At 63.9% G+C, this 20,836-nt stretch carries 24 protein-coding genes and 1 tRNA gene; 13 read left to right on the top strand and 12 right to left on the bottom strand.

What is annotated here, in order from left to right:
* Positions 1 to 8 precede the first annotated feature (8 nt).
* From nusB to nrdR, 6 genes are all read right to left on the bottom strand, one after another.
* Positions 9 to 509 carry a transcription antitermination factor NusB gene (nusB, locus tag RYH74_RS21200; RefSeq protein WP_003255393.1) on the bottom strand — a complete coding sequence of 167 codons (501 nt, stop codon included), beginning with the start codon at positions 507 to 509 and terminating at the stop codon, positions 9 to 11.
* On the bottom strand, positions 506 to 982 hold the full coding sequence (gene ribE / locus RYH74_RS21195) for a 6,7-dimethyl-8-ribityllumazine synthase (protein WP_003255395.1): 477 nt from the start codon (positions 980 to 982) through the stop codon (positions 506 to 508). The genes nusB and ribE overlap by 4 nt, the downstream gene beginning before the upstream one ends.
* Before the next feature lie 92 nt (positions 983 to 1,074).
* Positions 1,075 to 2,166: a bifunctional 3,4-dihydroxy-2-butanone-4-phosphate synthase/GTP cyclohydrolase II gene (gene ribBA, locus RYH74_RS21190; RefSeq protein ID WP_016484697.1), complete on the bottom strand. Its 1,092-nt coding sequence runs from the start codon at positions 2,164 to 2,166 to the stop codon at positions 1,075 to 1,077.
* Between the two features lie 18 nt (positions 2,167 to 2,184).
* Positions 2,185 to 2,850: a riboflavin synthase gene (locus tag RYH74_RS21185; RefSeq protein WP_003255399.1), complete on the bottom strand. Its 666-nt coding sequence runs from the start codon at positions 2,848 to 2,850 to the stop codon at positions 2,185 to 2,187.
* 42 nt (positions 2,851 to 2,892) lie between these two features.
* Positions 2,893 to 4,023: a bifunctional diaminohydroxyphosphoribosylaminopyrimidine deaminase/5-amino-6-(5-phosphoribosylamino)uracil reductase RibD gene (ribD, locus tag RYH74_RS21180; protein ID WP_317410081.1), complete on the bottom strand. Its 1,131-nt coding sequence runs from the start codon at positions 4,021 to 4,023 to the stop codon at positions 2,893 to 2,895.
* 2 nt (positions 4,024 to 4,025) lie between these two features.
* Positions 4,026 to 4,490, bottom strand: coding sequence for a transcriptional regulator NrdR (gene nrdR, locus RYH74_RS21175; RefSeq protein ID WP_003255402.1), 465 nt, complete (start codon positions 4,488 to 4,490; stop codon positions 4,026 to 4,028).
* A 106-nt stretch (positions 4,491 to 4,596) separates the two neighbouring features.
* Here nrdR and RYH74_RS21170 point away from each other — a divergent pair, with 106 nt between their 5' ends.
* The 3 genes from RYH74_RS21170 to trxA are packed head-to-tail and all read left to right on the top strand — an operon-like array spanning position 4,597 to position 6,625.
* Positions 4,597 to 5,049 (top strand): YbaY family lipoprotein, encoded by a 453-nt coding sequence (locus tag RYH74_RS21170; RefSeq protein WP_025337521.1) that lies wholly within the window; start codon positions 4,597 to 4,599, stop codon positions 5,047 to 5,049.
* Positions 5,050 to 5,721, top strand: coding sequence for a class I SAM-dependent methyltransferase (locus RYH74_RS21165; protein WP_025337520.1), 672 nt, complete (start codon positions 5,050 to 5,052; stop codon positions 5,719 to 5,721).
* A gap of 31 nt (positions 5,722 to 5,752) precedes the next feature.
* Positions 5,753 to 6,625 carry a thioredoxin gene (gene trxA, locus RYH74_RS21160; protein WP_075044454.1) on the top strand — a complete coding sequence of 291 codons (873 nt, stop codon included), beginning with the start codon at positions 5,753 to 5,755 and terminating at the stop codon, positions 6,623 to 6,625.
* A gap of 138 nt (positions 6,626 to 6,763) precedes the next feature.
* Here trxA and RYH74_RS21155 read toward each other — a convergent pair whose 3' ends face one another.
* Entirely contained in the window at positions 6,764 to 7,108 is a 345-nt protein-coding gene (locus tag RYH74_RS21155; RefSeq protein ID WP_075044453.1) for a hypothetical protein, read from the bottom strand.
* A 130-nt stretch (positions 7,109 to 7,238) separates the two neighbouring features.
* On the opposite strand from RYH74_RS21155, the gene RYH74_RS21150 reads away from it, so the two are divergent.
* The 5 genes from RYH74_RS21150 (at position 7,239) to RYH74_RS21130 (ending at position 11,236) form a co-directional block, all read left to right on the top strand.
* On the top strand, positions 7,239 to 7,823 hold the full coding sequence (locus RYH74_RS21150) for a DUF2796 domain-containing protein (protein WP_075044452.1): 585 nt from the start codon (positions 7,239 to 7,241) through the stop codon (positions 7,821 to 7,823).
* A complete protein-coding gene (locus RYH74_RS21145; protein WP_317410080.1) occupies positions 7,824 to 8,534 on the top strand; it encodes an ABC transporter ATP-binding protein in 711 nt (236 codons plus the stop codon).
* Positions 8,534 to 9,799, top strand: coding sequence for an ABC transporter permease (locus tag RYH74_RS21140; RefSeq protein WP_075044450.1), 1,266 nt, complete (start codon positions 8,534 to 8,536; stop codon positions 9,797 to 9,799). Before RYH74_RS21145 ends, RYH74_RS21140 begins: the two co-directional genes overlap by 1 nt.
* A 150-nt stretch (positions 9,800 to 9,949) precedes the next feature.
* Positions 9,950 to 10,444: a DUF3299 domain-containing protein gene (locus tag RYH74_RS21135; protein WP_075044449.1), complete on the top strand. Its 495-nt coding sequence runs from the start codon at positions 9,950 to 9,952 to the stop codon at positions 10,442 to 10,444.
* Between the two features lie 108 nt (positions 10,445 to 10,552).
* Positions 10,553 to 11,236: an OmpW/AlkL family protein gene (locus tag RYH74_RS21130; protein ID WP_025337513.1), complete on the top strand. Its 684-nt coding sequence runs from the start codon at positions 10,553 to 10,555 to the stop codon at positions 11,234 to 11,236.
* Here the strand turns inward: RYH74_RS21130 and RYH74_RS21125 are convergent.
* Positions 11,224 to 12,429, bottom strand: coding sequence for an MFS transporter (locus RYH74_RS21125; RefSeq protein ID WP_317410079.1), 1,206 nt, complete (start codon positions 12,427 to 12,429; stop codon positions 11,224 to 11,226). The genes RYH74_RS21130 and RYH74_RS21125 overlap by 13 nt on opposite strands.
* A gap of 102 nt (positions 12,430 to 12,531) precedes the next feature.
* Here RYH74_RS21125 and RYH74_RS21120 point away from each other — a divergent pair, with 102 nt between their 5' ends.
* Positions 12,532 to 12,975 (top strand): helix-turn-helix domain-containing protein, encoded by a 444-nt coding sequence (locus RYH74_RS21120; RefSeq protein WP_317410078.1) that lies wholly within the window; start codon positions 12,532 to 12,534, stop codon positions 12,973 to 12,975.
* A gap of 211 nt (positions 12,976 to 13,186) precedes the next feature.
* Here RYH74_RS21120 and RYH74_RS21115 read toward each other — a convergent pair whose 3' ends face one another.
* Together RYH74_RS21115 and RYH74_RS21110 are read right to left on the bottom strand one after the other, a co-directional pair.
* Positions 13,187 to 14,119 carry an NAD-dependent epimerase/dehydratase family protein gene (locus RYH74_RS21115; protein ID WP_317410077.1) on the bottom strand — a complete coding sequence of 311 codons (933 nt, stop codon included), beginning with the start codon at positions 14,117 to 14,119 and terminating at the stop codon, positions 13,187 to 13,189.
* Positions 14,112 to 14,996 carry a sugar nucleotide-binding protein gene (locus RYH74_RS21110; RefSeq protein ID WP_038407862.1) on the bottom strand — a complete coding sequence of 295 codons (885 nt, stop codon included), beginning with the start codon at positions 14,994 to 14,996 and terminating at the stop codon, positions 14,112 to 14,114. The genes RYH74_RS21115 and RYH74_RS21110 overlap by 8 nt, the downstream gene beginning before the upstream one ends.
* A 264-nt stretch (positions 14,997 to 15,260) precedes the next feature.
* Here RYH74_RS21110 and RYH74_RS21105 point away from each other — a divergent pair, with 264 nt between their 5' ends.
* Positions 15,261 to 16,301 (top strand): hypothetical protein, encoded by a 1,041-nt coding sequence (locus RYH74_RS21105; RefSeq protein WP_317410076.1) that lies wholly within the window; start codon positions 15,261 to 15,263, stop codon positions 16,299 to 16,301.
* A gap of 17 nt (positions 16,302 to 16,318) precedes the next feature.
* Positions 16,319 to 17,113: a TSUP family transporter gene (locus tag RYH74_RS21100; protein ID WP_137162872.1), complete on the top strand. Its 795-nt coding sequence runs from the start codon at positions 16,319 to 16,321 to the stop codon at positions 17,111 to 17,113.
* An 8-nt stretch (positions 17,114 to 17,121) separates the two neighbouring features.
* Here the strand turns inward: RYH74_RS21100 and RYH74_RS21095 are convergent, their stop codons facing one another.
* A complete protein-coding gene (locus RYH74_RS21095; protein ID WP_025337507.1) occupies positions 17,122 to 17,931 on the bottom strand; it encodes a helix-turn-helix domain-containing protein in 810 nt (269 codons plus the stop codon).
* A gap of 178 nt (positions 17,932 to 18,109) precedes the next feature.
* On the opposite strand from RYH74_RS21095, the gene RYH74_RS21090 reads away from it, so the two are divergent.
* Both RYH74_RS21090 and RYH74_RS21085 read left to right on the top strand, forming a co-directional pair.
* On the top strand, positions 18,110 to 19,552 hold the full coding sequence (locus RYH74_RS21090; protein WP_025337506.1) for an alanine/glycine:cation symporter family protein: 1,443 nt from the start codon (positions 18,110 to 18,112) through the stop codon (positions 19,550 to 19,552).
* A 72-nt stretch (positions 19,553 to 19,624) separates the two neighbouring features.
* Positions 19,625 to 20,614, top strand: coding sequence for an asparaginase (locus tag RYH74_RS21085; RefSeq protein WP_410903142.1), 990 nt, complete (start codon positions 19,625 to 19,627; stop codon positions 20,612 to 20,614).
* Between the two features lie 126 nt (positions 20,615 to 20,740).
* Here RYH74_RS21085 and RYH74_RS21080 read toward each other — a convergent pair.
* Positions 20,741 to 20,836, bottom strand: a tRNA-Sec gene (locus RYH74_RS21080).

The raw sequence follows: 20,836 nt of genomic DNA, 5'->3' as shown, positions 1-20,836 counted from the left end.
CGCCAGGATCAGCGCTTGTTCGCCTTGACTTCTGCTTCGCGCAGGGCCGGGGCGAGCTTGTCCAGCACGCCGTTGACGAACTTGTGGCCGTCGGTGGCGCCGAAGACCTTGGCCAGTTCCACGCCTTCGTTGATCACTACGCGGTACGGCACGTCAACGCGCTTGATCAGTTCCCAGGTGGACAGGCGCAGCACGGCCAGCTCGACCGGGTCGAGCTCTTCCAGTGCGATGGTCATGCACGGCACCAACGCTTTGTCGATTTCGCCCTTGATTGCCGGGACCCCATGTAGGATCTCGCGGAAATAGGCACCGTCGACATCGGTGAAATCGTTATCGACCCGGAACTGCGCTTCGATCTCGTTCAGCGAATGCTGCGCCATGTGCCACTGGTACAGTGCCTGGGTCGCGAGCTTGCGGGCTTCGCGGCGCTTGGCGCTCTTCGATGGCTTGCCGGCATCCGCAGGTTTTGGATCGCGCGGGTTGAAACGATCGCTTTCGTCGCTAATCACTTGGCCTCCAACTGCGCCAGCAGGCTGACCATTTCCAGAGCGGACAGGGCAGCTTCAGCACCTTTGTTGCCGGCCTTGGTGCCGGAACGCTCGATGGCCTGTTCGATGGAGTCGACGGTCAGTACGCCGAAGGCCACCGGAACACCGAACTCCATGGACACCTGGGCCAGGCCCTTGGTGCATTCGCCCGCCACGTATTCGAAGTGCGGGGTACCACCACGGATCACGGCGCCCAGGGCGATGATCGCGTCGTAGGCGCCTTGCTGGGCGACCTTCTGTGCCACCAGCGGGATTTCGAATGCACCCGGGGCACGGATGATGGTGATGTCGCTTTCGCTGACACCGTGGCGTACCAGGGCGTCAACGGCACCGCTTACCAGGCTTTCGACGACGAAGCTGTTGAAGCGGCCAACCACCAAAGCATAGCGACCTTTGGGGGCGATGAAGGTACCTTCGATGGTCTTCAGGGTCATTCCGATATTCTCATCTTCAAGAGCGAGGCCGCATGCTGGCGGCCTCGACAGGGGTATGGACTCGAGCTGGAGGGCGTCACTGCCGCCTCAAGTCACTCGGAGGGCACGTATTCTACAACTTCCAGATCGAATCCGGATATCGCGTTGAACTTCATCGGCGAACTCATCAGGCGCATCTTGCGCACACCAAGGTCACGCAGGATCTGCGAACCGGCACCCACGGTGCTGTAGGTGGTCGGTGCCTTGGCGGGTGCATCGCCCGCGCTTTCGCGGATGTGCGCCAGCAGCACGTCGCCGTCCAGCGGGTGGCCCAGCAGCAATACCACGCCGCTGCCGGCCTCGGCCACGGCGGCCATGGCGGCGCGCAGGCTCCAGCGGCCCGGTTGCTTGACCAGCAGCAGGTCGCGCAGCGGGTCCATGTTGTGCACGCGCACCAGGGTCGGCTCTTCGGCGCAGATCTTGCCCAGGGTCAGGGCCATGTGCACGTCGCCTTCCACCGCGTCGCGGTAGGTGACCAGGTTGAACTCGCCCAGCTCGCTCTCCACCGGTTGCTCGGAGACGCGCTGCACGGTGCGCTCGTGGATCATGCGGTAGTGGATCAGGTCGGCGATGGTGCCGATCTTCAGGCCGTGCTCGGCGGCGAACACTTCCAGCTCGGCGCGGCGCGACATGGTGCCGTCGTCGTTCATCACTTCGCAGATCACGCCGCTCGGCTCGAAACCGGCCATGCGCGCCAGGTCGCACGCGGCCTCGGTGTGGCCGGCACGGGCCAGGGTACCGCCAGGCTGGGCCATCAGCGGGAAGATGTGGCCAGGGCTGACGATGTCTTCGGCCTTGGCGTCCTTGGCAGCGGCCGCCTGCACGGTGCGGGCACGGTCAGCGGCGGAGATGCCGGTGGTGACACCTTCGGCGGCTTCGATCGACACGGTGAACTTGGTGCCGAAGCCCGAGCCGTTGCGCGGCGCCATCAACGGCAGCTTCAGCGTTTCGCAACGCTCGCGGGTCATCGGCATGCAGATCAGGCCACGGGCGTGCTTGGCCATGAAGTTGATGTGCTCGGGCAGGCAGCACTCGGCTGCCATGATGATGTCGCCCTCGTTTTCGCGGTCTTCGTCATCCATGAGGATGACCATTTTGCCCTGGCGGATGTCTTCGACCAGTTCTTCGATGCTGTTGAGCGCCACGCGGCACCCCCTTCTCAATCAGGATTTCAAGAAGCCGTTGGCGGCCAGGAAGCTTTCGGTAATGCCACTGCCCTTGCTCGGTTCGGCGGCCTTGTCACCCAGCAGCAGACGCTCCAGGTAACGGGCCAGCAGGTCGACCTCAAGGTTTACCCGACGCCCTGCACGGTAGTCGGCCATGATGGTTTCGGACAGGGTGTGCGGGACAATGGTCAGCTCGAACTCGGCGCCATTGACCTCGTTGACCGTCAGGCTGGTGCCGTCGACGGTGATCGAACCCTTGTGGGCGATGTACTTGGCCAGTTCCTTCGGTGCACGCACGCGGAACTGGATGGCGCGGGCGTTATCGCTGCGCGAGATGATTTCGCCGACCCCGTCGACGTGGCCGCTGACCAGGTGCCCGCCCAGCCGGGTGGTGGGGGTCAGGGCTTTTTCCAGGTTGACCTTGCTGCCGCTCTTGAGGTCGATGAAGGCGGTGCGCTTGAGGGTTTCGACGCTGACGTCGGCCCAGAAGCCGTCACCCGGCAGTTCGACGGCGGTCAGGCACACGCCGTTGACGGCGATGCTGTCGCCGAGCTTGACGTCACCCAGGTCGAGCTTGCCGGTTTCGACGTAGACGCGCACGTCGCCACCCTTGGGGGTCAGGCTGCGGATGGTGCCGATGGATTCGATGATGCCGGTGAACATGGGGTCTTCCTCAAAAACGGTTTGCGCGGGGCAAGCCTGGCATTATACGCCGGGCGCCGGCAGGGGGATGGCCGTGACCCGCCAGTCATCGCCCACTGCGCGCATTTCGGTAATTTTCAGCCGCGGTGCTTCGCTCATCTTGTCCAGTGGCCAGTCCAGCAGCGGGCGGGCCTGGGAACCGAGGAAAGTGCCGGCGACGAACAACTGATACTCGTCGATCAGGCCTTGCCGGGCGAAGGCGCCGACCAGGCCGGCACCGGCTTCCAGCAGGATTTCGTTGACGCCACGGGTTGCCAGGGCCTGCAGCAGCGCCGGCAGGTCTACCTGGCCATTGTCACCCGGCAGGCTGAGCAGTTCGTGGCCGGCAGCGGCATAGCGCGGGTCATCTGCGACAGCGCTCACCACCAGCACCGGGCCAGCCTGGAAGAACGGTGCATCCAGCGGCAGACGCAGGCGGCCATCGACCAGCACGCGCAGCGGTGTGCGGCTGAGTGCCAGGGCGGTGGTTTCGGCATCCAGGCCCAGCTCGGTGCCGCGCACGGTCATCCGCGCGTTATCGGCCAACACGCTGGCGGCGCTGGTCAGCACCACGCTGGAGCGGGCGCGCAGGCGCTGCACCGCCGAGCGGGCGGCCGGGCCGGTGATCCACTGGCTTTCGCCACTGGCCATGGCGGTGCGGCCATCCAGGCTCATGGCCAGCTTGGCGCGAACGAACGGCAGGCCGTGCTCCATGCGTTTGAGGAAACCGGGGTTGAGTGCGCGGGCCTCGGCCTCGAGCACGCCGCTGGCCACTTCGATACCGGCCTCGGCCAGGCGCCGCAGGCCCTGCCCCGCCACTTGCGGGTTGGGGTCCTGCATGGCGGCTACCACCCGTGCTACCCCGGCCTTGACCAGCGCTTCGGCGCACGGCGGCGTGCGGCCATGGTGGCTGCACGGCTCGAGGGTGACATAGGCACAGGCGCCACGGGCACGCTCACCGGCCTGTCGCAGGGCATGCACTTCGGCATGCGGCTCGCCGGCGCGCACATGCCAGCCTTCGCCGACCACCTCGCCATCGCGCACGATCACGCAGCCCACGCGCGGGTTCGGGTGAGTGGTGTACAGGCCCTTGCGCGCCAGCTCCAGCGCGCGGGCCATGTAGTGGGCGTCGAGGATGGCAGCTTGGCTGGGCATGGTCACTCTTTAGCCGGCTCGCGAGCCAGGCGGTCGATTTCTTCGCGGAACTCGTCGAGGTCCTGGAAGCGGCGGTAAACCGAGGCAAAACGGATATAGGCCACTTCGTCGAGCTTGCGCAGCTCGGCCATGACCATCTCACCCACCACCAGTGATTTGACTTCACGCTCGCCGGTGGCACGCAGGCGGCTCTTGATATGCGCCAGCGCAGCTTCCAGGCGCTCGACGCTGACCGGGCGTTTTTCCAGTGCCCGCTGCATGCCGGCGCGCAGTTTTTCTTCGTCGAAGGGTTGGCGCGTGCCGTCCTGCTTGATCAGCCGGGGCAGCACCAGCTCGGCGGTTTCGAAGGTGGTGAAGCGCTCGCCGCAGGCGACGCATTCGCGGCGGCGGCGCACCTGCTCGCCCTCGGCGACGAGGCGAGAGTCGATGACCTTGGTGTCGTTGGCACCGCAAAAGGGACAGTGCATGGTGGCAGGCAACAAAAAAAGGGAGGGCCATGGTAGCGCATCCCACTGGCAAGACAAGCCAAAGGGGTTAACATCCATGGGAAATCTGCCCGTGAAGGACTACCCCATGCACTACCGAGCGCTCGTCGTGCTGTGCTGCGCCGCCCTGCTCGCCGCCTGCGGCAGCGACAGGCCGAAGCCCGACACCCCTCCGGCACCTACGCCAGCCCGCACGGCCAAGCCTGCCGCAGTGCTGGGCCCGCTGCCGGCCTACCAGCGCGAGCTGAGCGGCACCTTGCTGGCAATCCCGGCCGGTGCCGACGTGGAGCTGGCCTTGCTGGTCATCGACGAACGCGACCGCCCACAACGCCTGCTGGCCAGCAGCAACCTGACCGGCACCGGCCAGGCCCTGCCCTACCAACTGCGCTTCAACCCCGAGGCCTTCCCCGCCGGTGCCCGGGTCGAGCTGCGCGGCCGCGCCAGCAGCTCTGGCCAGCTGATCATGCACCTGCCGCCGGTGCGCATTACCCAGGCCCAGACCCAGGCCATCGGCCCGCTGCGTTTCGAGAAGGCGCCGTAAGTGGCGCCAGTTTCGCTACAACAGCCCCTGCAACAGGCCCTCAGCGGCCTGATCGGCGAAGCGCGTCTTGTCGTCAGCGAGCTGCCCGGCTGCGACCTCAAGCTGTGGCTGATCGACGACCAGAACATGGACCGCGCCTTCAGCAGCGAAGAGACCCGGCGCATTCTTGAAGAACCGCCCTACTGGAGCTTCTGCTGGGCCAGCGGCCTGGCCATGGCCCGTTACCTGGCCGAGCACCCGGAATGGGTAGCCGGCAAGCGCGTGCTGGACTTTGGCGCCGGCTCCGGTATCGCCGGTATTGCCGCCGCCCGCGCCGGTGCGCTGGAAGTGGTGGCCTGCGACCTGGACCCGCTGGCACTGGATGCCTGCCGCGCAAATGCCGCGCTGAACGGGGTGGAACTGGGTTACAGCAGCGATTTCTTCGCCGAAGACGACCGCTTCGATCTGATCCTGGTTGCCGATGTGCTGTACGACCGCGCCAACCTGCCGCTGCTGGATGCCTTCCTCGGCCGCGGCCGCCAGGCGCTGGTGGCCGACTCGCGGGTACGCGACTTCAGCCACCCGCTGTACCAGCAACTGGGCGTGCTGGAAGCGCTGACCCTGCCGGACCTGGCCGAGCCGCACGAATTCCGCCGGGTCAGCCTGTACCACGCCAGCCGCGACACCTTATAGTGGTGTTATCCACGAGTTTGCGAGAGTCGCGATGACCCAAGACACGCCTTACATTTTCGACGCTACCGATGCCACCTTCCAGCAACTGGTTATCGAGAACTCCTTCCACAAACCGGTGCTGGTGGACTTCTGGGCCGAGTGGTGCGCACCGTGCAAGGCACTGATGCCACTGCTGGCGAAGATCGCCGAGGGTTACCAGGGCGAGCTGCTGCTGGCCAAGATCAACTGTGACGTGGAGCAACAGGTGGTTGCCCAGTTCGGCATCCGCAGCCTGCCGACCGTGGTGCTGTTCAAGGACGGCCAGCCGGTGGACGGCTTTGCCGGTGCGCAGCCGGAATCGGCGATCCGCGCCATGCTCGAGCCACACGTGCAACTGCCCGCCGCACCCAGCGCATCGCCACTGGAGCAGGCCAAGGGGCTGTTTGCCGAAAGCCGTTTTGCCGAGGCCGAAGCACTGTTGCAGGCACTGCTGGGTGAGGACAACAGCAATGCCGAGGCGCTGATCCTGTATGCCCGTTGCCTGGCCGAGCGCGGGGAGCTGGGTGAAGCCCAGGTGGTGCTGGATGCGGTCAAGACCGACGAGCACAAGGCCGCGCTGGCCGGCGCCAAGGCCCAGCTGACCTTCCTGCGCCAGGCAGCCAGCCTGCCGGAAGTGGCCGACCTGAAAAGCCGCCTGGCACAGAACCCGCAGGATGACGAGGCGACCTATCAGCTGAGCATCCAGCAGCTGGCGCGCCAGCAGTATGAAGCGGCGCTGGAAGGGTTGCTGAAGCTGTTCCAGCGTAACCGTGGTTATGAGAACGGGCTGCCGCAGAAGGCGTTGCTGCAGGTGTTCGAGCTGCTGGGCGGTGATCACCCGCTGGTCGGCGTGTATCGTCGCAAGTTGTCGGCGGCGATGTTCTGACCTGAGGCCTATTGCGAGGGCTTTGCCCTCGTTCGCGGGCACGCCCGCTCCCACAGGGTACGCACTGAACTCAATACCGGTGGTATACCTGTGGGAGCGGGCAAGCCCGCGAACGAGGCCAGCACAGGCAATACAGATTTATCCTACCCAGTGATACACCGGCGCGTCCACGCCACTTTCCACCTTAACTTCGCTGCTATGCCGCAAGCGCACCAGCAGCCGTTTACCCGCCGCCGTACTCCCGGCCAGCCCTTCCAGCCGATCCAGCAATTCCGGCCCGCTCATCTGCCCCGCCAAGCGCAACACCTCACGTGCCGCAGTCCATTGCCCGTCATCCTGACGAGTTGTCGCCACGGTTTCCGTTGTTGCGGTCTGTGCCACCGCGGGCAATTCGATCTGCCGCCCCAGTTGCGCCCACTCTTCAGGCGCCAGCTCGATGGTCAGATCCACAGGCCAGTCACCAATCTGTCCACGAATTCTCATGCTGCATTCCCTGAACCCAAGTCAATGCCAACATCCTACCCCAACATGAAACCTGCGCCACGCAGGCTGGCAGCACACGGAAAAGTTGTTATAACATAACCCAATCTTCCCGCCCGCTCCGGAGTCGTCCATGCGTCGCCTGTTGCTCGCCCTGCCCTTCGCCCTGCTGCCCCTGGCCGTGGCCCAAGCCCACGATGATGACCATGATCACGACCACGCCCACGGCACCCTCGGCGCCCACGAGCATGGCGTGGCCAAGCTCAACGCCGTGCTCGATGGCAACACCCTGGAGCTGGAGCTGGACAGCCCGGCAATGAACCTGGTCGGCTTCGAACACGCCGCCAACAGCGACGCCGACAAGGCCAAGGTCGCGGCGGTGCGCCAGCAGCTGGAGCAGCCACTGAAGCTGTTCGGCCTGCCCGCTGCCGCAGGCTGCAAGGAAGACCAGCAGGAACTCGAAAGCCCGCTGTTCGGTGATGCCCCGAAAGCAGACGACGATGGGGACGAGCGCGAGCACCAGCACCAGCACCAGCACAGCGACATCGGCGCCCATTACCAACTGACCTGCGCCAACCCCGACAAACTGACGCAGTTGGACCTCGCTCCGCTGTTCAAGGCCTTCCCGGCCACCCAGAAGATCAACGTTCAACTGATCGGACCCAATGGCCAGAAAGGCGTGGAAACCACACCGGCCAAGGCCGCGGTCGCGTTCTGAATGCGCCAGCCGTTGATCGAACTGCATAACCTGGTGTTCGCCTGGCCCGGCCAGCCGGCGCTGCTGGATATTCCGGCATTCCGCCTGGAAGCTGGCGAAGCCCTGTTTCTCAAGGGCCCCAGCGGCAGTGGCAAGACCACATTGCTGGGCCTGCTGGGCGGGGTGAACGTACCGGGCCAGGGCCGCATCCAGTTGCTCGGCCAGGACCTCGGCCGCCTGGGCCAAGGCGCCCGTGACCGCTTCCGGGTCGACCACACCGGTTATATCTTCCAGCAGTTCAACCTGCTGCCGTTCCTCTCGGTACGCGAAAACGTCGAGCTGCCCTGCCGCTTCTCGCGCAGCCGCAAGGCCCGCGCCGAGCAGCGCCATGGCAGTGTCGACCAGGCAGCCAGCACCTTGCTGGCCCACCTGGGCCTGGACGACCCCGCCCTGCTCGCCCGCCGCGCCGACAGCCTGTCGATCGGCCAGCAGCAACGGGTCGCTGCCGCCCGCGCACTGATCGGCCAACCCGAACTGGTGATCGCCGACGAACCGACCTCGGCGCTGGATGCCGACACCCGTGAAGCGTTCATCCGCCTGCTGTTCGATGAATGCCGCGCCGCCGGTGCCAGCCTGCTGTTCGTCAGCCACGACCAGAGCCTGGCGCCGCTGTTCGACCGCCACCTGTCGCTGGCCGAACTCAACCGTGCCGCCAAGCCCCGGGAGGCCTGATGTACCTGCTCCGCCTTGCCCTGGCCAGCCTGGCCAACCGCCGCTTCACCGCATTCCTCACCGCCTTCGCCATCGCCCTGTCGGTGTGCCTGCTGCTGGCCGTTGAACGGGTCCGTACCGAAGCCCGGGCCAGCTTCGCCAGCACCATCAGCGGTACCGACCTGATCGTCGGCGCCCGCTCCGGCTCGGTGAACCTGCTGCTGTACTCGGTGTTCCGCATCGGCAACGCCACCAACAACATCCGTTGGGACAGCTATGAGCACTACGCCAAGGACCCGCGGGTGAAATGGGCCATTCCCATCTCGCTGGGCGACTCGCACCGCGGTTATCGGGTGATGGGCACTACCGGCGACTACTTCAGCCATTACCAGTACGGCCGCCGCCAGCACCTGGAATTGAGCCAGGGCCGCGCGTTTGCCGATGATCCGTTCGAGGTGGTGCTGGGTGCCGAAGTAGCCGAGGCATTGCACTACAAACTGGGCGACAAGCTGGTGCTGGCACATGGTGTCGCCGCGATCAGCCTGGTCAAGCACGATGACAAACCGTTCACCGTGGTCGGTGTGCTCAAGCGCACCGGTACGCCGGTCGACCGCACGCTGCATATCAGCCTGGGCGGCATGGAAGCCATCCACATCGACTGGCACAACGGTGTGCCGGCCCGTGGCGCCGGGCGTATCAGCGCCGAGCAGGCACGGACCATGGACCTGCAGCCTGCCGCCATCACTGCGTTCATGCTCGGCCTGAACAGCAAGATCGCGACATTCAGCCTGCAGCGGGAGATCAATGAATACCGCAGCGAGCCGTTGCTGGCGATCCTGCCCGGGGTAGCCCTGCAGGAGCTGTGGAGCCTGATGGGCACCGCGGAGCAGGCGTTGTTCGTGGTGTCGCTGTTCGTGGTGCTGACTGGCCTGATCGGCATGCTTACGGCGATTCTCACCAGCCTCAATGAACGCCGCAGGGAGATGGCGATATTGCGCTCGGTTGGCGCCAGGCCGTGGCATATCGCAGGGCTGCTGGTGCTGGAGGCACTGTCGCTGGCGGCGATCGGGATCGCTGCCGGGCTTGGCTTGCTGTATGCGGGAATCGCCCTGGCGCAGGGGTATGTGCAAGCCAACTATGGTTTGTATTTGCCGCTGGCCATGCCGAGCGCTCGTGAATGGAGGTTGCTGGCTATCATCCTGGGAGCTGCGCTGTTGATGGGCAGCGTGCCGGCGTGGCGGGCCTATCGGCAGTCGTTGGCCGATGGCTTGTCCATTCACCTCTGAGGGCGTGCAATGATCCAATACCTCACTGCCTTCTTCGCGGGTGAACCCGCTCCCACAAGGTCCACCACAAGCTTCAAAGCCTGTGCAGGACCTGTGGGAGCGGGTTCACCCGCGAAGAGGCCAGTACAGGCAGTACAACTACTCCTGGTCATGCTGCTTTCACTGGCATCGCCCACCTGGGCCTCGGAACCCCGCGAACTTGACTGGCCCGCCCTCATCCCCGAAGGCGCCCCGGTCATCCCGCCCCAACTCGCGCCGCTGCACGACATGTCGCAGCTCAGCAACGCCCTGTCCGCCGAGTCCGCCCCACCGGCGCGCCAGCAGGCACCCGACGCCCCGGTGGTAAAAAGCCTCGACGGCCAGCAGATCAAACTGCCCGGCTACATCGTGCCGCTGGAGGTGAGCGAAGAAGGCCGCACCACCGAATTCCTGCTGGTCCCCTACTACGGCGCGTGTATCCACGTGCCACCACCACCCTCGAACCAGATCGTGCACATCTTCAGTGAAATGGGCGTGCGCGTAGAAGACCTCTACCAGCCCTATTGGATCGAGGGAAAGCTGCAGGTTAGAGCCTCCAGCAGCGAACTGGCCGATGCCGGCTACCAGATGGAAGCCGAGAAAATATACGCTTATGAGCTGAGATGAGAACTGTTTCGAATTCGTGACGACGCTTCTTTGAGCTGGGTCAAACTTCCGTTCAGACGCATCCGTACCATTGGACTACTCGATTACTCACGTCCTCTGGGAGCTTCCATGAACAAGACCTTGCTCGGTGCCTCACTCGTGGCCCTGGCACTCGCCGCCCCTGTCGCCCACGCCCACCAGGCAGGTGATGTCATCGTCCGTGCCGGTGCCATCACCGTTGCCCCCAACGAAAGCAGCGGCGACCTGAAATTCGACGGCAGCAAGGTATCGGGCACCAAGGCGACCTTGGACAGCGACACCCAGCTGGGCCTGACCTTCGCCTACATGCTCACCGACCATGTCGGCCTCGAGCTGCTGGCTGCCACCCCGTTCAAGCACACCGTCGGGGTCAAAGGCCTGGGCGGTGGCCTGGACGGCAAGCTGGCCGACATCAAGCAGCTGCCACCGACCCTGTCGCTGCAGTACTACCCGATGGAACCGACTTCAAAGTTCCAGCCGTATGCCGGCGTCGGCATCAACTACACCCTGTTCTTCGATGAAGACCTCAGCGGCAGCCGCAAGCAGCAGGGCTTCAGCAACCTGAAACTGCAGGACTCGGTCGGCTTCGCCGGCCAGCTGGGCATGGACTACATGCTCACCGAAAACCTGCTGGTCAACGCCTCGGTCTGGTACATCGACATCGACACCAAGGCTAGCGTCGATGGCCCGTCCGCACTGGGCTACAGCAAGACCAAGGTCGACGTCGATGTCGACCCGTGGGTGTACATGGTCGGCCTTGGCTACAAGTTCTGACCTGAACACTGCAGGGCGGCTTCGGCCGCCCTCGCGCGTTGCAGCAATAGCCAGTACCCCAGCGCCACCGCGCTGATGCCCATCCCAAGCCCACACACCGCTGCCCAACCCCAATGGGCATACACCCAGCTCGCCAGCACTGCCCCCACTCCACTGCCAAGTGAATAGCAGCACATGTAGGCGCCGATCAACCGGCTGGCCATTGCACCACGCCCGGCCAGCAGCAGGCTCTGGTTGGTGACATGCACCGCCTGCACGGCAAAGTCCAGCATCAGCACACCCAACCCGAAGACCATCAGTGAATGCCCGACGAAGGCCGTGGGCAGCCATGACAGCACCAGCAGAACCAGCGCCAGACCGGTGGTGCGCTCCCCCAGCCCCTGGTCGGCCTGGCGACCGGCGCGCGCTGCCGCCAATGTGCCGGCAACACCCGCCAGGCCGAACAGACCGACCTCGGTATGGCTCAGCGCCAGTGGCTCGGCACTCAGGGGCATGACCATGGCACTCCAGAGGACGCTGAACGCAGCGAAGATCAACACGCCGAACAGCCCGCGCTGACGCAGCAGCCGGTCGTGCCGGTACAGCCTGAACTGGGCAACGATCAGCGCCCGGTAGCCAGACCGCAGCAACACCGGTTGCCCCGCGGGCAGTCTGCGCCACAGCACCAGGGCCAGCAGCATCAACAGCCCTGCGGCAATCAGGTACACGCTGCGCCAGCCAGCCAGGTCGGCAAGCCCGCCCGAGATCAGCCGCGCCAGCAGAATGCCCAGCACTATGCCGCTGGTGACGGTGCCCACGGCCTGCCCTTGCTGGCCGGGGGCGGCAAGGCTCGCTGCATGCGCCACCATCACCTGCACCATGACCGCCATCAGCCCGGTGATGGCCAGGGCCAGCAGCAATAGCGCCCAGTTGGGCGCCATGCCTACCCCAACCAGCGCCAGGGCCGAGAACAGCAACTGCCCGAGCAACAGGCGCTTGCGGTCGATCAGGTCACCCAGCGGCACGATCAGCAACAACCCCAGTGCATAGCCCGCCTGGGTCGCGCCTACTACCCAACCGATCTGCTGCTGCGCCACACCCAGATCAGCGGCCATCGACTCGAGCAGAGGCTGGGCGAAATACACAGTCGCCACAGCCATGGCGCTGGTGATGGCCAGCAGCAGGGTTATCCAGCGTGTAAGTGCAGGGTTCATCGGGCTGGCCTCGTCAATCTGGTTTCGAATTGAAACCACATGCTGGCTATTTAGCAAATGTGGTTTTAATCTGCAACCAGATGATCACGAAAGGCCCCGTCCATGCTCGATGAAAACAATACGCAATGCCCCGTCGCCCGGGCCCTGGAGGTGCTGGGAGACCGTTGGGCGCTGATGATCCTGCGCGACGCCTTCGATGGCCTGCGGCGCTTCAGTGAATTCCAGAAGAACCTGGGGCTGGCGAAGAACATCCTCGCCTCACGGCTGAAGTGGCTGGTGGAGAGCGGGCTCCTGACGCTGCAGCCGGCGTCGGATGGCAGTGCCTACAAGGAGTATGTGCTGACCGAGAAAGGGCGATCGGTATTCCCGGTGGTGGTTGGCTTGAGGCAGTGGGGGGAGCGGTTTCTGTTCGATGCGGGCGAGGTGCGTTCGGAGTTGGTGGATGGTGATACGGGGCAGGCGCTGGAAACACTGCAGGTGCGGGCCCGGGACGGGCGGGTGCTGGCGGCCGGGGACTGCCTGCGAAAAGTGGTGCGGCATGAGTGATTCTGGGGCTGCTGCGCAGCCCATCGCCGGCAAGCCAGCTCCCACCTCGACCGCATTGACCTCAAGCCATGGGCTATCACTTGGGGAGCTGCCTTGCCAGCGATAGGGCCAGTACAGGCAGCACAAGACAGTTGCTCCCACAGGGACCGCGTACTCGCTCTTGTGGGAGCTGGCTTGCCGGCGATAGGGGCGCAAAGCGCCCCCAAGAATTTCAGCCCTTGCCCAGAAGCCGCGACAAGCCCTCGACCATCGGCGTCGCCTGCGCAAACTCGAACCGCGCCAACAAGCGCTGGTTATCCGCCCGCGAATGGCGAATGTCACCCGAACGTGCCGCCACATAGCTGACCGCCGGCAAGCTACCCACCACCTTCTCAAGCGCTGCCAGCAACTGGTTTAGCGACGTGGCCTGGTTGAGGCCGATATTCACCGCCCCCTCCTCGACCTGCGGCTGCTCCAGCGCCTGCACCATCACCTGCACCAGGTCGCCCACGTAGAGGAAGTCCCGGGTCTGCTCGCCATCGCCGAACACCGTAATCGGCAAACCCTTCACAGCGCGCTCGGAGAAAATGCTGATCACCCCGGAATACGGCGAGGACGGGTCCTGGCGCGGCCCGAAGATATTGAAGAAGCGGAACACCACCGGCTCCAGGCCATGCTGGCGACGGTAGAAGTCCAGGTACTGCTCACTGGCCAGCTTGTCCACGGCATACGGGGTCAGCGGCGCCTTGGGGGTGTCTTCGGCAATCGACTCGCCTTCACCATTGTTGCCATACACCGCCGCACTGGAGGCAAACAGCACCCGGCGCAGCCCATGCACGCGCATGGCTTCGCACACGTTGAGGGTGCCGATGAAATTGCTCTGGTGGGTCCGCACCGGGTCCTCGACCGAGGCCTGCACCGAGGCCACCGCTGCCAGGTGCACCACGGCACTGCAACCAGCCGCAACCTGCGTGACCAGCCCGGCATCGGCAACATCGCCTTCAACCAGTTCCAGGCGTGGGTGGTCGACCTGCAGGTTGCCCCGCTGGCCAGTGGAGAAATCGTCGAGAATGCGTACGGCGTAGCCTTTGTCCAACAATGCATCGCACAGGTGGGAGCCAATGAAGCCGGCACCGCCGGTGATCAGGATGGGGGCGTCAGCCATGGCGGTAGAACCGGTCCAGTAGAGGCGGCAGGCCGGCGCGCCAGGCGCGCGGCTTGATGCCGAAGGTATGAAGGATTTTCTTGCAGGCCAGTACCGCGTGCTGCGGCTCTTCGCTGGCATCCGGCCGTGCGGCATGGGCCTGCGGCGTCGGCGCCTGCACGGCCAGCTGGCGGTACTGGCCTGCTTCGGTAAGGATCGCCTGGCCCAGCGCCAGCGGCGTGGTCGCCTCGTTGCCGGCGTAATGGTAGGTGCCCCACAGCGGCGCACTGCAATCGAGTTGCTTGAGCACCGACAGGATCACCCGGGCGGCGTCGTCGACCGGTGTCGGGTTGCCACGCCGGTCATCGGCCAGCAGCAGTTCCTGTGGTTGCTCGGCGCGGGTCAGGAAGCGGCCCAGCGCCCCGTCGATGCTTTCGTCGAGCAGCCAACCAAAGCGCAACAGCACGTGCTGCGGGCAAGCCGCGCGCACGCTCTGCTCGATGCGCCACAGGGCCTGGCCACGCAGGCCCAGCGGTACCGGCTCGTCCTTTTCGCTGTAGGCCGTGGCCCGCGAACCATCGAACACGCGGTAGCTGGAAGGCTGCACCAAGGTGATCTGGTGGTGCTGGCACAGCTCCGCCAACCGCTCCACAGCCCGCTCCTGCTGGGCCAGGCGCTGCTCACTGACCGACTCGGCCTGGAACCAGTCGAAGTAATAGGCCAGGTTGACCAGGGCATCGGGACGATGATCGTCGAGCAGCTGGGTGAGGCTGGCCGGCGTCCAGCCGTTCTCGGGCGGGCGCGGCGCCAGGAATGCGATGTCCTCCTCGGCCCCAAGACGAATCAGCGCTTGCCCGAGGGCATTGCCACCACCCAACAGCATTAGGCGCATACGCATAGAGTCAGCAGATCCGGAGAGGTTGATTGAAGGAAAGGGGCCATTTTGCGGTTTCCTGCCAGGGAAGTCCAACACCGGCCCCGTTCGATGCCACAGGCGGTAGTGATTCCAAAGTTCCACAGTTCAATAACACCACAGGCAGAAATCTCCTACGACATACCAGGAACGAGCTGACTTCCATGCCGCAGCACAACCGCATTGAATAGTTGACTCCCCCACTTGCCAACCGGGGAGCTTCACAAAAACAAGTACAGGGAACGTTCAATGCCTCGTTCGGAAGTTGCATACCTGGATTTCAGCCCGGAGCAAAGCAAGGCCATAACCTTTGCAAGCCAGACCATTGCTGACTTGGGTGGCCCGGAGGCCAAAGGAGTAGCACTTCAGGCTCGTATATTCGCCGATCAACTCGAGCAAGCCTTGAGTGAGGAACAGCGTGCACTGTTACAACGCTTCAGTGAAGGCCAGCTATCTGCCTTGATGTACAGGCAGATGCCTTGTGCCAACGAGCCAATACCAGAGTACCTGCCCGACATTTCCGCCCTGGCGCAAAACCCTCGCTGCCAATACCTTGCCTCCCGCAATCAACTGCTGCTGGAGCTCGTGCGCTACCGCAGTTTCGCCTTCGATATAGACAACGATGGCAAACAGGTTCGCCTGGTCGGCAACTTCAAGGGCGGTGGCCGCGTCCCGCGGCTCGACGAAGATCCCTGCCTGGAAGTTGAAACCAGCTCGCATGCGGGCTTGCGCTTGGGGCCGCACACTGAAGCGCCCTACAACTGCTCGACAATTTCCACCAATGCCAACTCCCCTGCCCCCTCTGCACTGATTCTGACTGCGCGCTGGAACCCCGCCAATGAACCTACGAATGTCTTCCCGCTCCGGGAAATCATCGAGCGCCTGGGTAGCCTGGACACACTTGCGCTGACTTCAACGTCTTTCGACTTCACCCGTAGTGACTGCTTCGCTCACGGACAGGGCAATGCAGGCAAAGCAGTTTCAATGCTGCAATTCGAGCCCAATGGTGGTTTCTCTGTTCGTTACAACAGCTATCGCTTCAGCCTGAATGAACGCGCCTGCAGCGCAGCGGCGCGCGCTTTCGACGCCTTTCAGAAAGCACTGGATAACGCACGACCACTGGCGTTTGTCCTGCAGCCTGACAGTGCATTGTTGATCAACAACAGCCGAGCCTTGCACGGCCGCGACATGGTCCAGGACAACCGGCGGCTGCTCATCCGTCAATTCGGATACTCCCCCTTCGCAGTACCGTTGGTGCTCGCTGAAGACCCGCTGCTGGTGCGTGGCTGATCACAGGAAAACACCCAATGATCGAATTCGACGTAACGCTTGTTCTGACACTCGCACTGGTGGCACTGATGGCCGGCTTTTTCGATGCCATCGCCGGTGGTGGGGGCCTGATCACGCTCCCGGTGTTGTTCATTGCCGGTATCGAGCCCTTGGCGGCAATTGCTACCAACAAGTTCCAGGCGGCTTCGGCTACGGTTTCGGCTACGTGCGCCTTTGCCCGCAAAGGCATGATCGACTGGCGACGAGGCAGTCCAATGGCTGTCATGTCGTTTATCGGAGGGGCGTTGGGTGCCTTGTCGATAACTTACGTGCCCAAAAGCGTTCTGCAGGCGTGCGTCCCACCACTGCTGATTCTGATAGCCGCCTACTTTGCCTTCAGCCCAAAGCCGAATGAACAAGCGCGCAAGGCAAAGGTATCGACCAGCCTGTTCTGCGTGGCGGTTGCACCGATCATTGGCTTTTATGACGGTATCTTCGGCCCTGGTGTCGGCTCGTTCTTCATGCTGGCCTGCGTGATCCTCTTGGGCCAGCACTTGATACAAGCCGTGTGCACCAGCAAGCTTTTGAACGCAGCCTGTAACCTGGGCGCATTGTCAGTCTTTTCACTGAGCGGGGCGATCATCTGGCCACTGGCGCTGGCGATGGCGTTCGCGGCTTTTGTGGGGGCTCAATTGGGCGCACGCTGCGCAGTGCACTTTGGCCCACGGCTGATCAAGCCATTGCTGGTCTGTGTTTGCTGCATCATGGCAATCAAGTTGCTGCTCGACCCAGGCAACCCGATTGGCGAATGGTTACATCAACTTGTTCTCTGAAGAAAACATCACTCGATCTCGAACAGGCTGTTCCGCAACGGCCCCACGCTCAGGCGCTCACGCACATCGTCATCTATGCGGGGATCATCCGGCTGGTACAGTTTTACCTGCCGGTAGACATTTATGCGATTGATCTCCTCTCCCAGGTAGTCCCACACAACCCGGGTGCAGGCCGGGTTGCGCCGGTCTCCGCTGGATACGCCGGCCTTCAGGCCGTTGAGGCGGGTAATGCGGCTTTTGAAACTGGGGATGAGGATAGTCTGGCTCATTTCGTTGAACGTCAGCGACTCGTAATCGACCAGGAACATCCGGTCCTGCAACTGGAACGCCGCTCCCAGATAGCGGCAACGCACCTCGGCATGGGGGTTGGTGGCGCTGGAACGCTCCTGGCGTTCCTGGCGTTCGAAAAGGAACTGCCCGCGCTCCTCCCACAGGTGAACCAATGACACCAGGACCGTGCCCGGAACCGACATGCAGTTGGAATATTCCAGGTAGTAACCGCAATAGCGCGACAGGTTCCCCGCATGGGCGTGCAACGGACGGAACAGATCACTGATCGGGTCGCCAGGCTGCTCGGCCGGGGTCGACACGCGAGCACCGATCAGGCGGCTGAACTGCTCGGGTGGCAAATGCAATTCGTAATCTTCGACCCCGAAGAAATCGCCGATGCGCTTGAGGTTGTAGGCCGTCGGGCGGCTCTGCCCGCTCAGGTACTTGTTGAACTGCGCGCGATTGATCGACAGCTGGCGGCAAACTTCAGAGATAGAGCGGTAGTGGCTGCAGGCCAGTTTGAGGTTGGTAGCGAAATGATCGCTCATGACTCGGGACTCAGGTGACGCGAATGGCGCAATTGTAGCATCAAGTTGCACCAAATCAGAGCAACCCGCGAAATTGTAACCGCTCTTGTCATAGCCAACCATGCGCCCCACGAATAGCGGTGCGCCTGCCGTCCGCTGATCTTTCCACACGAACAATAAGAATCGAGGTCATTTTCCAATGCTCGAAGTACTCAACGATTTCCTCTCGGGGAAACTTCTCATTGTGCTGATCGTAGGGCTGGGTAGCTACTTCACCATCCGTTCCCGGTTCGTCCAGTTCCGCCATTTTGGCCACATGTTCGGTGTGTTCAAAGAATCGCTGCGTGGCCAGGCAGGCCAGCTGAGCTCCTTCCAGGCCCTGATGCTGAGCCTGGCCGGCCGCGTGGGCGCCGGTAACATCGCCGGTGTCGGCATTGCCGTGACCCTGGGTGGACCAGGCGCTGTGTTCTGGATGTGGGTCACCGCACTGGTGGGCATGTCCAGCAGCTTCTTCGAATGCACCCTGGCCCAGGTCTACAAGCGCGCCGATGGCGACGGCCTGTACCGTGGTGGCCCGGCCTACTACATCCAGCACGGCCTCAAGCTGAAAAGCATGGCCATCGTGTTCTCGATCCTGCTGCTGGTCACCTACGGCTTCGCCTTCATCGGCCTGCAGTCGTACACCGTGACCCACTCGCTGCAGAACGCCTTTGCCTTCGACCCCAAGCACACCGGCATCGTCCTCGCCGTGCTGCTGGCCATCACCTTCATCGGCGGCATCAAGCGCATCGCCGCGGTGTCCGACCTGCTGGTACCGGTCAAGACCCTGGCCTACATCGGCGTGACCCTGTACGTGATCGGTACCCAGATCGAGCACGTGCCAGCCATGCTGGAAACCATCTTCAAGAGCGCCTTCGGCCTCGACCCGGCATTCGGCGGCCTGCTCGGCAGCGCCATCGTCATGGGCGTGAAGCGTGGTGTGTTCGCCAACGAAGCGGGCCTGGGCAGTGCGCCGAACGTCGCCGCCGTGGCCGCCGTGAAACACCCTGGTGCCCAGGGCGTTGTCCAGGCCTTCAGCGTGTTCCTCGACACCTTCGTGATCTGCACCTGCACCGCGTTGCTGATCCTGTTGTCGGGCTTCTACACCCCGGGCTTCGAAGGTGACGGCATCGTCCTGACCCAGAACTCGTTGGCCGCCGTGGTCGGTGACTGGGGCCGCGTGTTTGTCAGCGTGGCGCTGTCGCTGTTCGTCTTCACCTGCATCCTCTACAACTACTACCTGGGCGAAAACAGCCTGCAGTTCCTCAGCCGCAACCGCGTGGTACTGATGGTGTTCCGTGGCCTGGTGCTGGCGCTGGTGGTCTGGGGTTCGATGCAGGACCTGTCGACCGTGTTCGCCTTCGCCGACATCACCATGACCTGCCTGGCCTTCGTCAACCTGGTGGCCCTGGCCCTGCTGTTCAAGGTCGGCCTGCGGGTGATGCGCGACTACGACGACCAGCGCAAGGCGGGCGTCGACCAGCCAGTGTTCGACTCGGCCAAGTTCACCGACCTGGACCTGGACCGCAATGCCTGGCCTGCCAATCCGCAGGCGGAAACAGCCACTGACAAAGCAGTCGGCCAAGCTCAGACGCAGCGCTGATATCCTCTCCTGCCCAGCCGCCCCGTCCGCGGGCGGCTTTTCTTTCTCCGCTCATCGCTACGGATGCTTTCCATGCGTGCAGTAAAGAATCTTCTCGTTCTCTATACCGGTGGCACCATCGGCATGCTCGAAACACCGGAAGGCCTGGCGCCGGCCGGTGGTTTCGAAGCGCGGATGCGTGAACACTTCGCCCAGTTGGCCGATGCGCCCCAAGTGCAATGGACCCTGCAGGAACTGAACCCGCTGCTCGACAGCGCCAACATGCAACAGCACAACTGGCTGGCGATGCGCGATGCCATCGTCGCAGCGGTAGAGGTGGCTGGCCATGATGGCGTGCTGGTGCTGCATGGCACCGACAGCCTGGCCTACAGCGCCGCGGCATTGTCGTTCCTGCTGCTGGGCCTGCCGGTGCCGGTGCTGCTGACCGGCTCGATGCTGCCGGCGGGTACCGCGGACAGCGACGCTTGGGACAACCTGTGCGGCGCACTGCGCCAGTTCGAACAGGGGCTGGAAGATGGTGTGCAGCTGTACTTCCATGGGCAGCTGCTGCATGGCTGCCGGGCGTCGAAGCTGCGCAGCGAGGCGTTCGATGCCTTTGCCGCGCTGCCGCGTCATCGTGACGGTGAGCGCGCCACGGCGATCCCAGCCGAACTTGGCTACAAGCACCCGCGCCAGCCGGTCAACCTGGCGGTAGTGCCGGTGTTCCCGGGCCTGCAGACCGGGCATTTGCAGGCACTGCTGGGCAGCGGCGTGCAGGGGTTGCTGCTGGAGTGCTACGGCAGCGGCACAGGGCCGTCGGATGACCAGGCGTTGCTGGATGTGCTGAGCGCGGCACGCCAGCGGGGCGTGATGCTGGCGGCTATCAGCCAGTGCCCAGAGGGGTCGGTGGTGTTCGATACCTATGCGGCGGGTAACCGCTTGCGCGGGGCCGGGCTGGTCAGTGGCGGTGGCATGACCCGGGAGGCGGCGCTGGCCAAGATGGTTGCGTTGCTGGGGGCCGGGCTGGATGTCGACACGGCGGAGCGGTGGTTTGCCCTGGACCTGTGTGGGGAACGGGCCTGAGTATTGCCTGGTCTGGCCCTATCGCCGGCAAGCCAGCTCCCACAGGGATAACACAAGGCCTGAGGCCTGTGGAGTACCTGTGGGAGCTGGCTTGCCGGCGATAGGGCCCTGACAGGCAAAAGAAAATGGCGGAAGGCAGCGGGAGTCGAACCTGCCCGGGAACGGCTGCCGTCCCCAACCGGGTTTGAAGCCCGGCCGCGCCACCGGGCGCGATTGCCTTCC

Origin of the sequence: Pseudomonas sp. LSJ-87 (assembly GCF_032971465.1) — a bacterium.
Lineage (GTDB): Bacteria > Pseudomonadota > Gammaproteobacteria > Pseudomonadales > Pseudomonadaceae > Aquipseudomonas > Aquipseudomonas putida_Z.
This window is presented reverse-complemented; position numbering and strand designations above follow the sequence as displayed.

Bases quoted from the DNA above. Each gene is read 5' to 3' on its own strand.
- ribE (WP_003255395.1), bottom strand. From the start codon at position 982: ATGACCCTGAAGACCATCGAAGGTACCTTCATCGCCCCCAAAGGTCGC.
- RYH74_RS21185 (WP_003255399.1), bottom strand. From the start codon at position 2,850: ATGTTCACCGGCATCATCGAATCCATCGGCACCATCCGCAGCCTGACC.
- ribD (WP_317410081.1), bottom strand. From the start codon at position 4,023: ATGCCCAGCCAAGCTGCCATCCTCGACGCCCACTACATGGCCCGCGCG.
- nrdR (WP_003255402.1), bottom strand. From the start codon at position 4,490: ATGCACTGTCCCTTTTGCGGTGCCAACGACACCAAGGTCATCGACTCT.
- RYH74_RS21170 (WP_025337521.1), top strand. From the start codon at position 4,597: ATGCACTACCGAGCGCTCGTCGTGCTGTGCTGCGCCGCCCTGCTCGCC.
- trxA (WP_075044454.1), top strand. From the start codon at position 5,753: ATGACCCAAGACACGCCTTACATTTTCGACGCTACCGATGCCACCTTC.
- RYH74_RS21155 (WP_075044453.1), bottom strand. From the start codon at position 7,108: ATGAGAATTCGTGGACAGATTGGTGACTGGCCTGTGGATCTGACCATC.
- RYH74_RS21150 (WP_075044452.1), top strand. From the start codon at position 7,239: ATGCGTCGCCTGTTGCTCGCCCTGCCCTTCGCCCTGCTGCCCCTGGCC.
- RYH74_RS21145 (WP_317410080.1), top strand. From the start codon at position 7,824: ATGCGCCAGCCGTTGATCGAACTGCATAACCTGGTGTTCGCCTGGCCC.
- RYH74_RS21140 (WP_075044450.1), top strand. From the start codon at position 8,534: ATGTACCTGCTCCGCCTTGCCCTGGCCAGCCTGGCCAACCGCCGCTTC.
- RYH74_RS21135 (WP_075044449.1), top strand. From the start codon at position 9,950: ATGCTGCTTTCACTGGCATCGCCCACCTGGGCCTCGGAACCCCGCGAA.
- RYH74_RS21130 (WP_025337513.1), top strand. From the start codon at position 10,553: ATGAACAAGACCTTGCTCGGTGCCTCACTCGTGGCCCTGGCACTCGCC.
- RYH74_RS21125 (WP_317410079.1), bottom strand. From the start codon at position 12,429: ATGAACCCTGCACTTACACGCTGGATAACCCTGCTGCTGGCCATCACC.
- RYH74_RS21120 (WP_317410078.1), top strand. From the start codon at position 12,532: ATGCTCGATGAAAACAATACGCAATGCCCCGTCGCCCGGGCCCTGGAG.
- RYH74_RS21115 (WP_317410077.1), bottom strand. From the start codon at position 14,119: ATGGCTGACGCCCCCATCCTGATCACCGGCGGTGCCGGCTTCATTGGC.
- RYH74_RS21110 (WP_038407862.1), bottom strand. From the start codon at position 14,996: ATGCGTATGCGCCTAATGCTGTTGGGTGGTGGCAATGCCCTCGGGCAA.
- RYH74_RS21105 (WP_317410076.1), top strand. From the start codon at position 15,261: ATGCCTCGTTCGGAAGTTGCATACCTGGATTTCAGCCCGGAGCAAAGC.
- RYH74_RS21100 (WP_137162872.1), top strand. From the start codon at position 16,319: ATGATCGAATTCGACGTAACGCTTGTTCTGACACTCGCACTGGTGGCA.
- RYH74_RS21095 (WP_025337507.1), bottom strand. From the start codon at position 17,931: ATGAGCGATCATTTCGCTACCAACCTCAAACTGGCCTGCAGCCACTAC.
- RYH74_RS21090 (WP_025337506.1), top strand. From the start codon at position 18,110: ATGCTCGAAGTACTCAACGATTTCCTCTCGGGGAAACTTCTCATTGTG.
- RYH74_RS21085 (WP_410903142.1), top strand. From the start codon at position 19,625: ATGCGTGCAGTAAAGAATCTTCTCGTTCTCTATACCGGTGGCACCATC.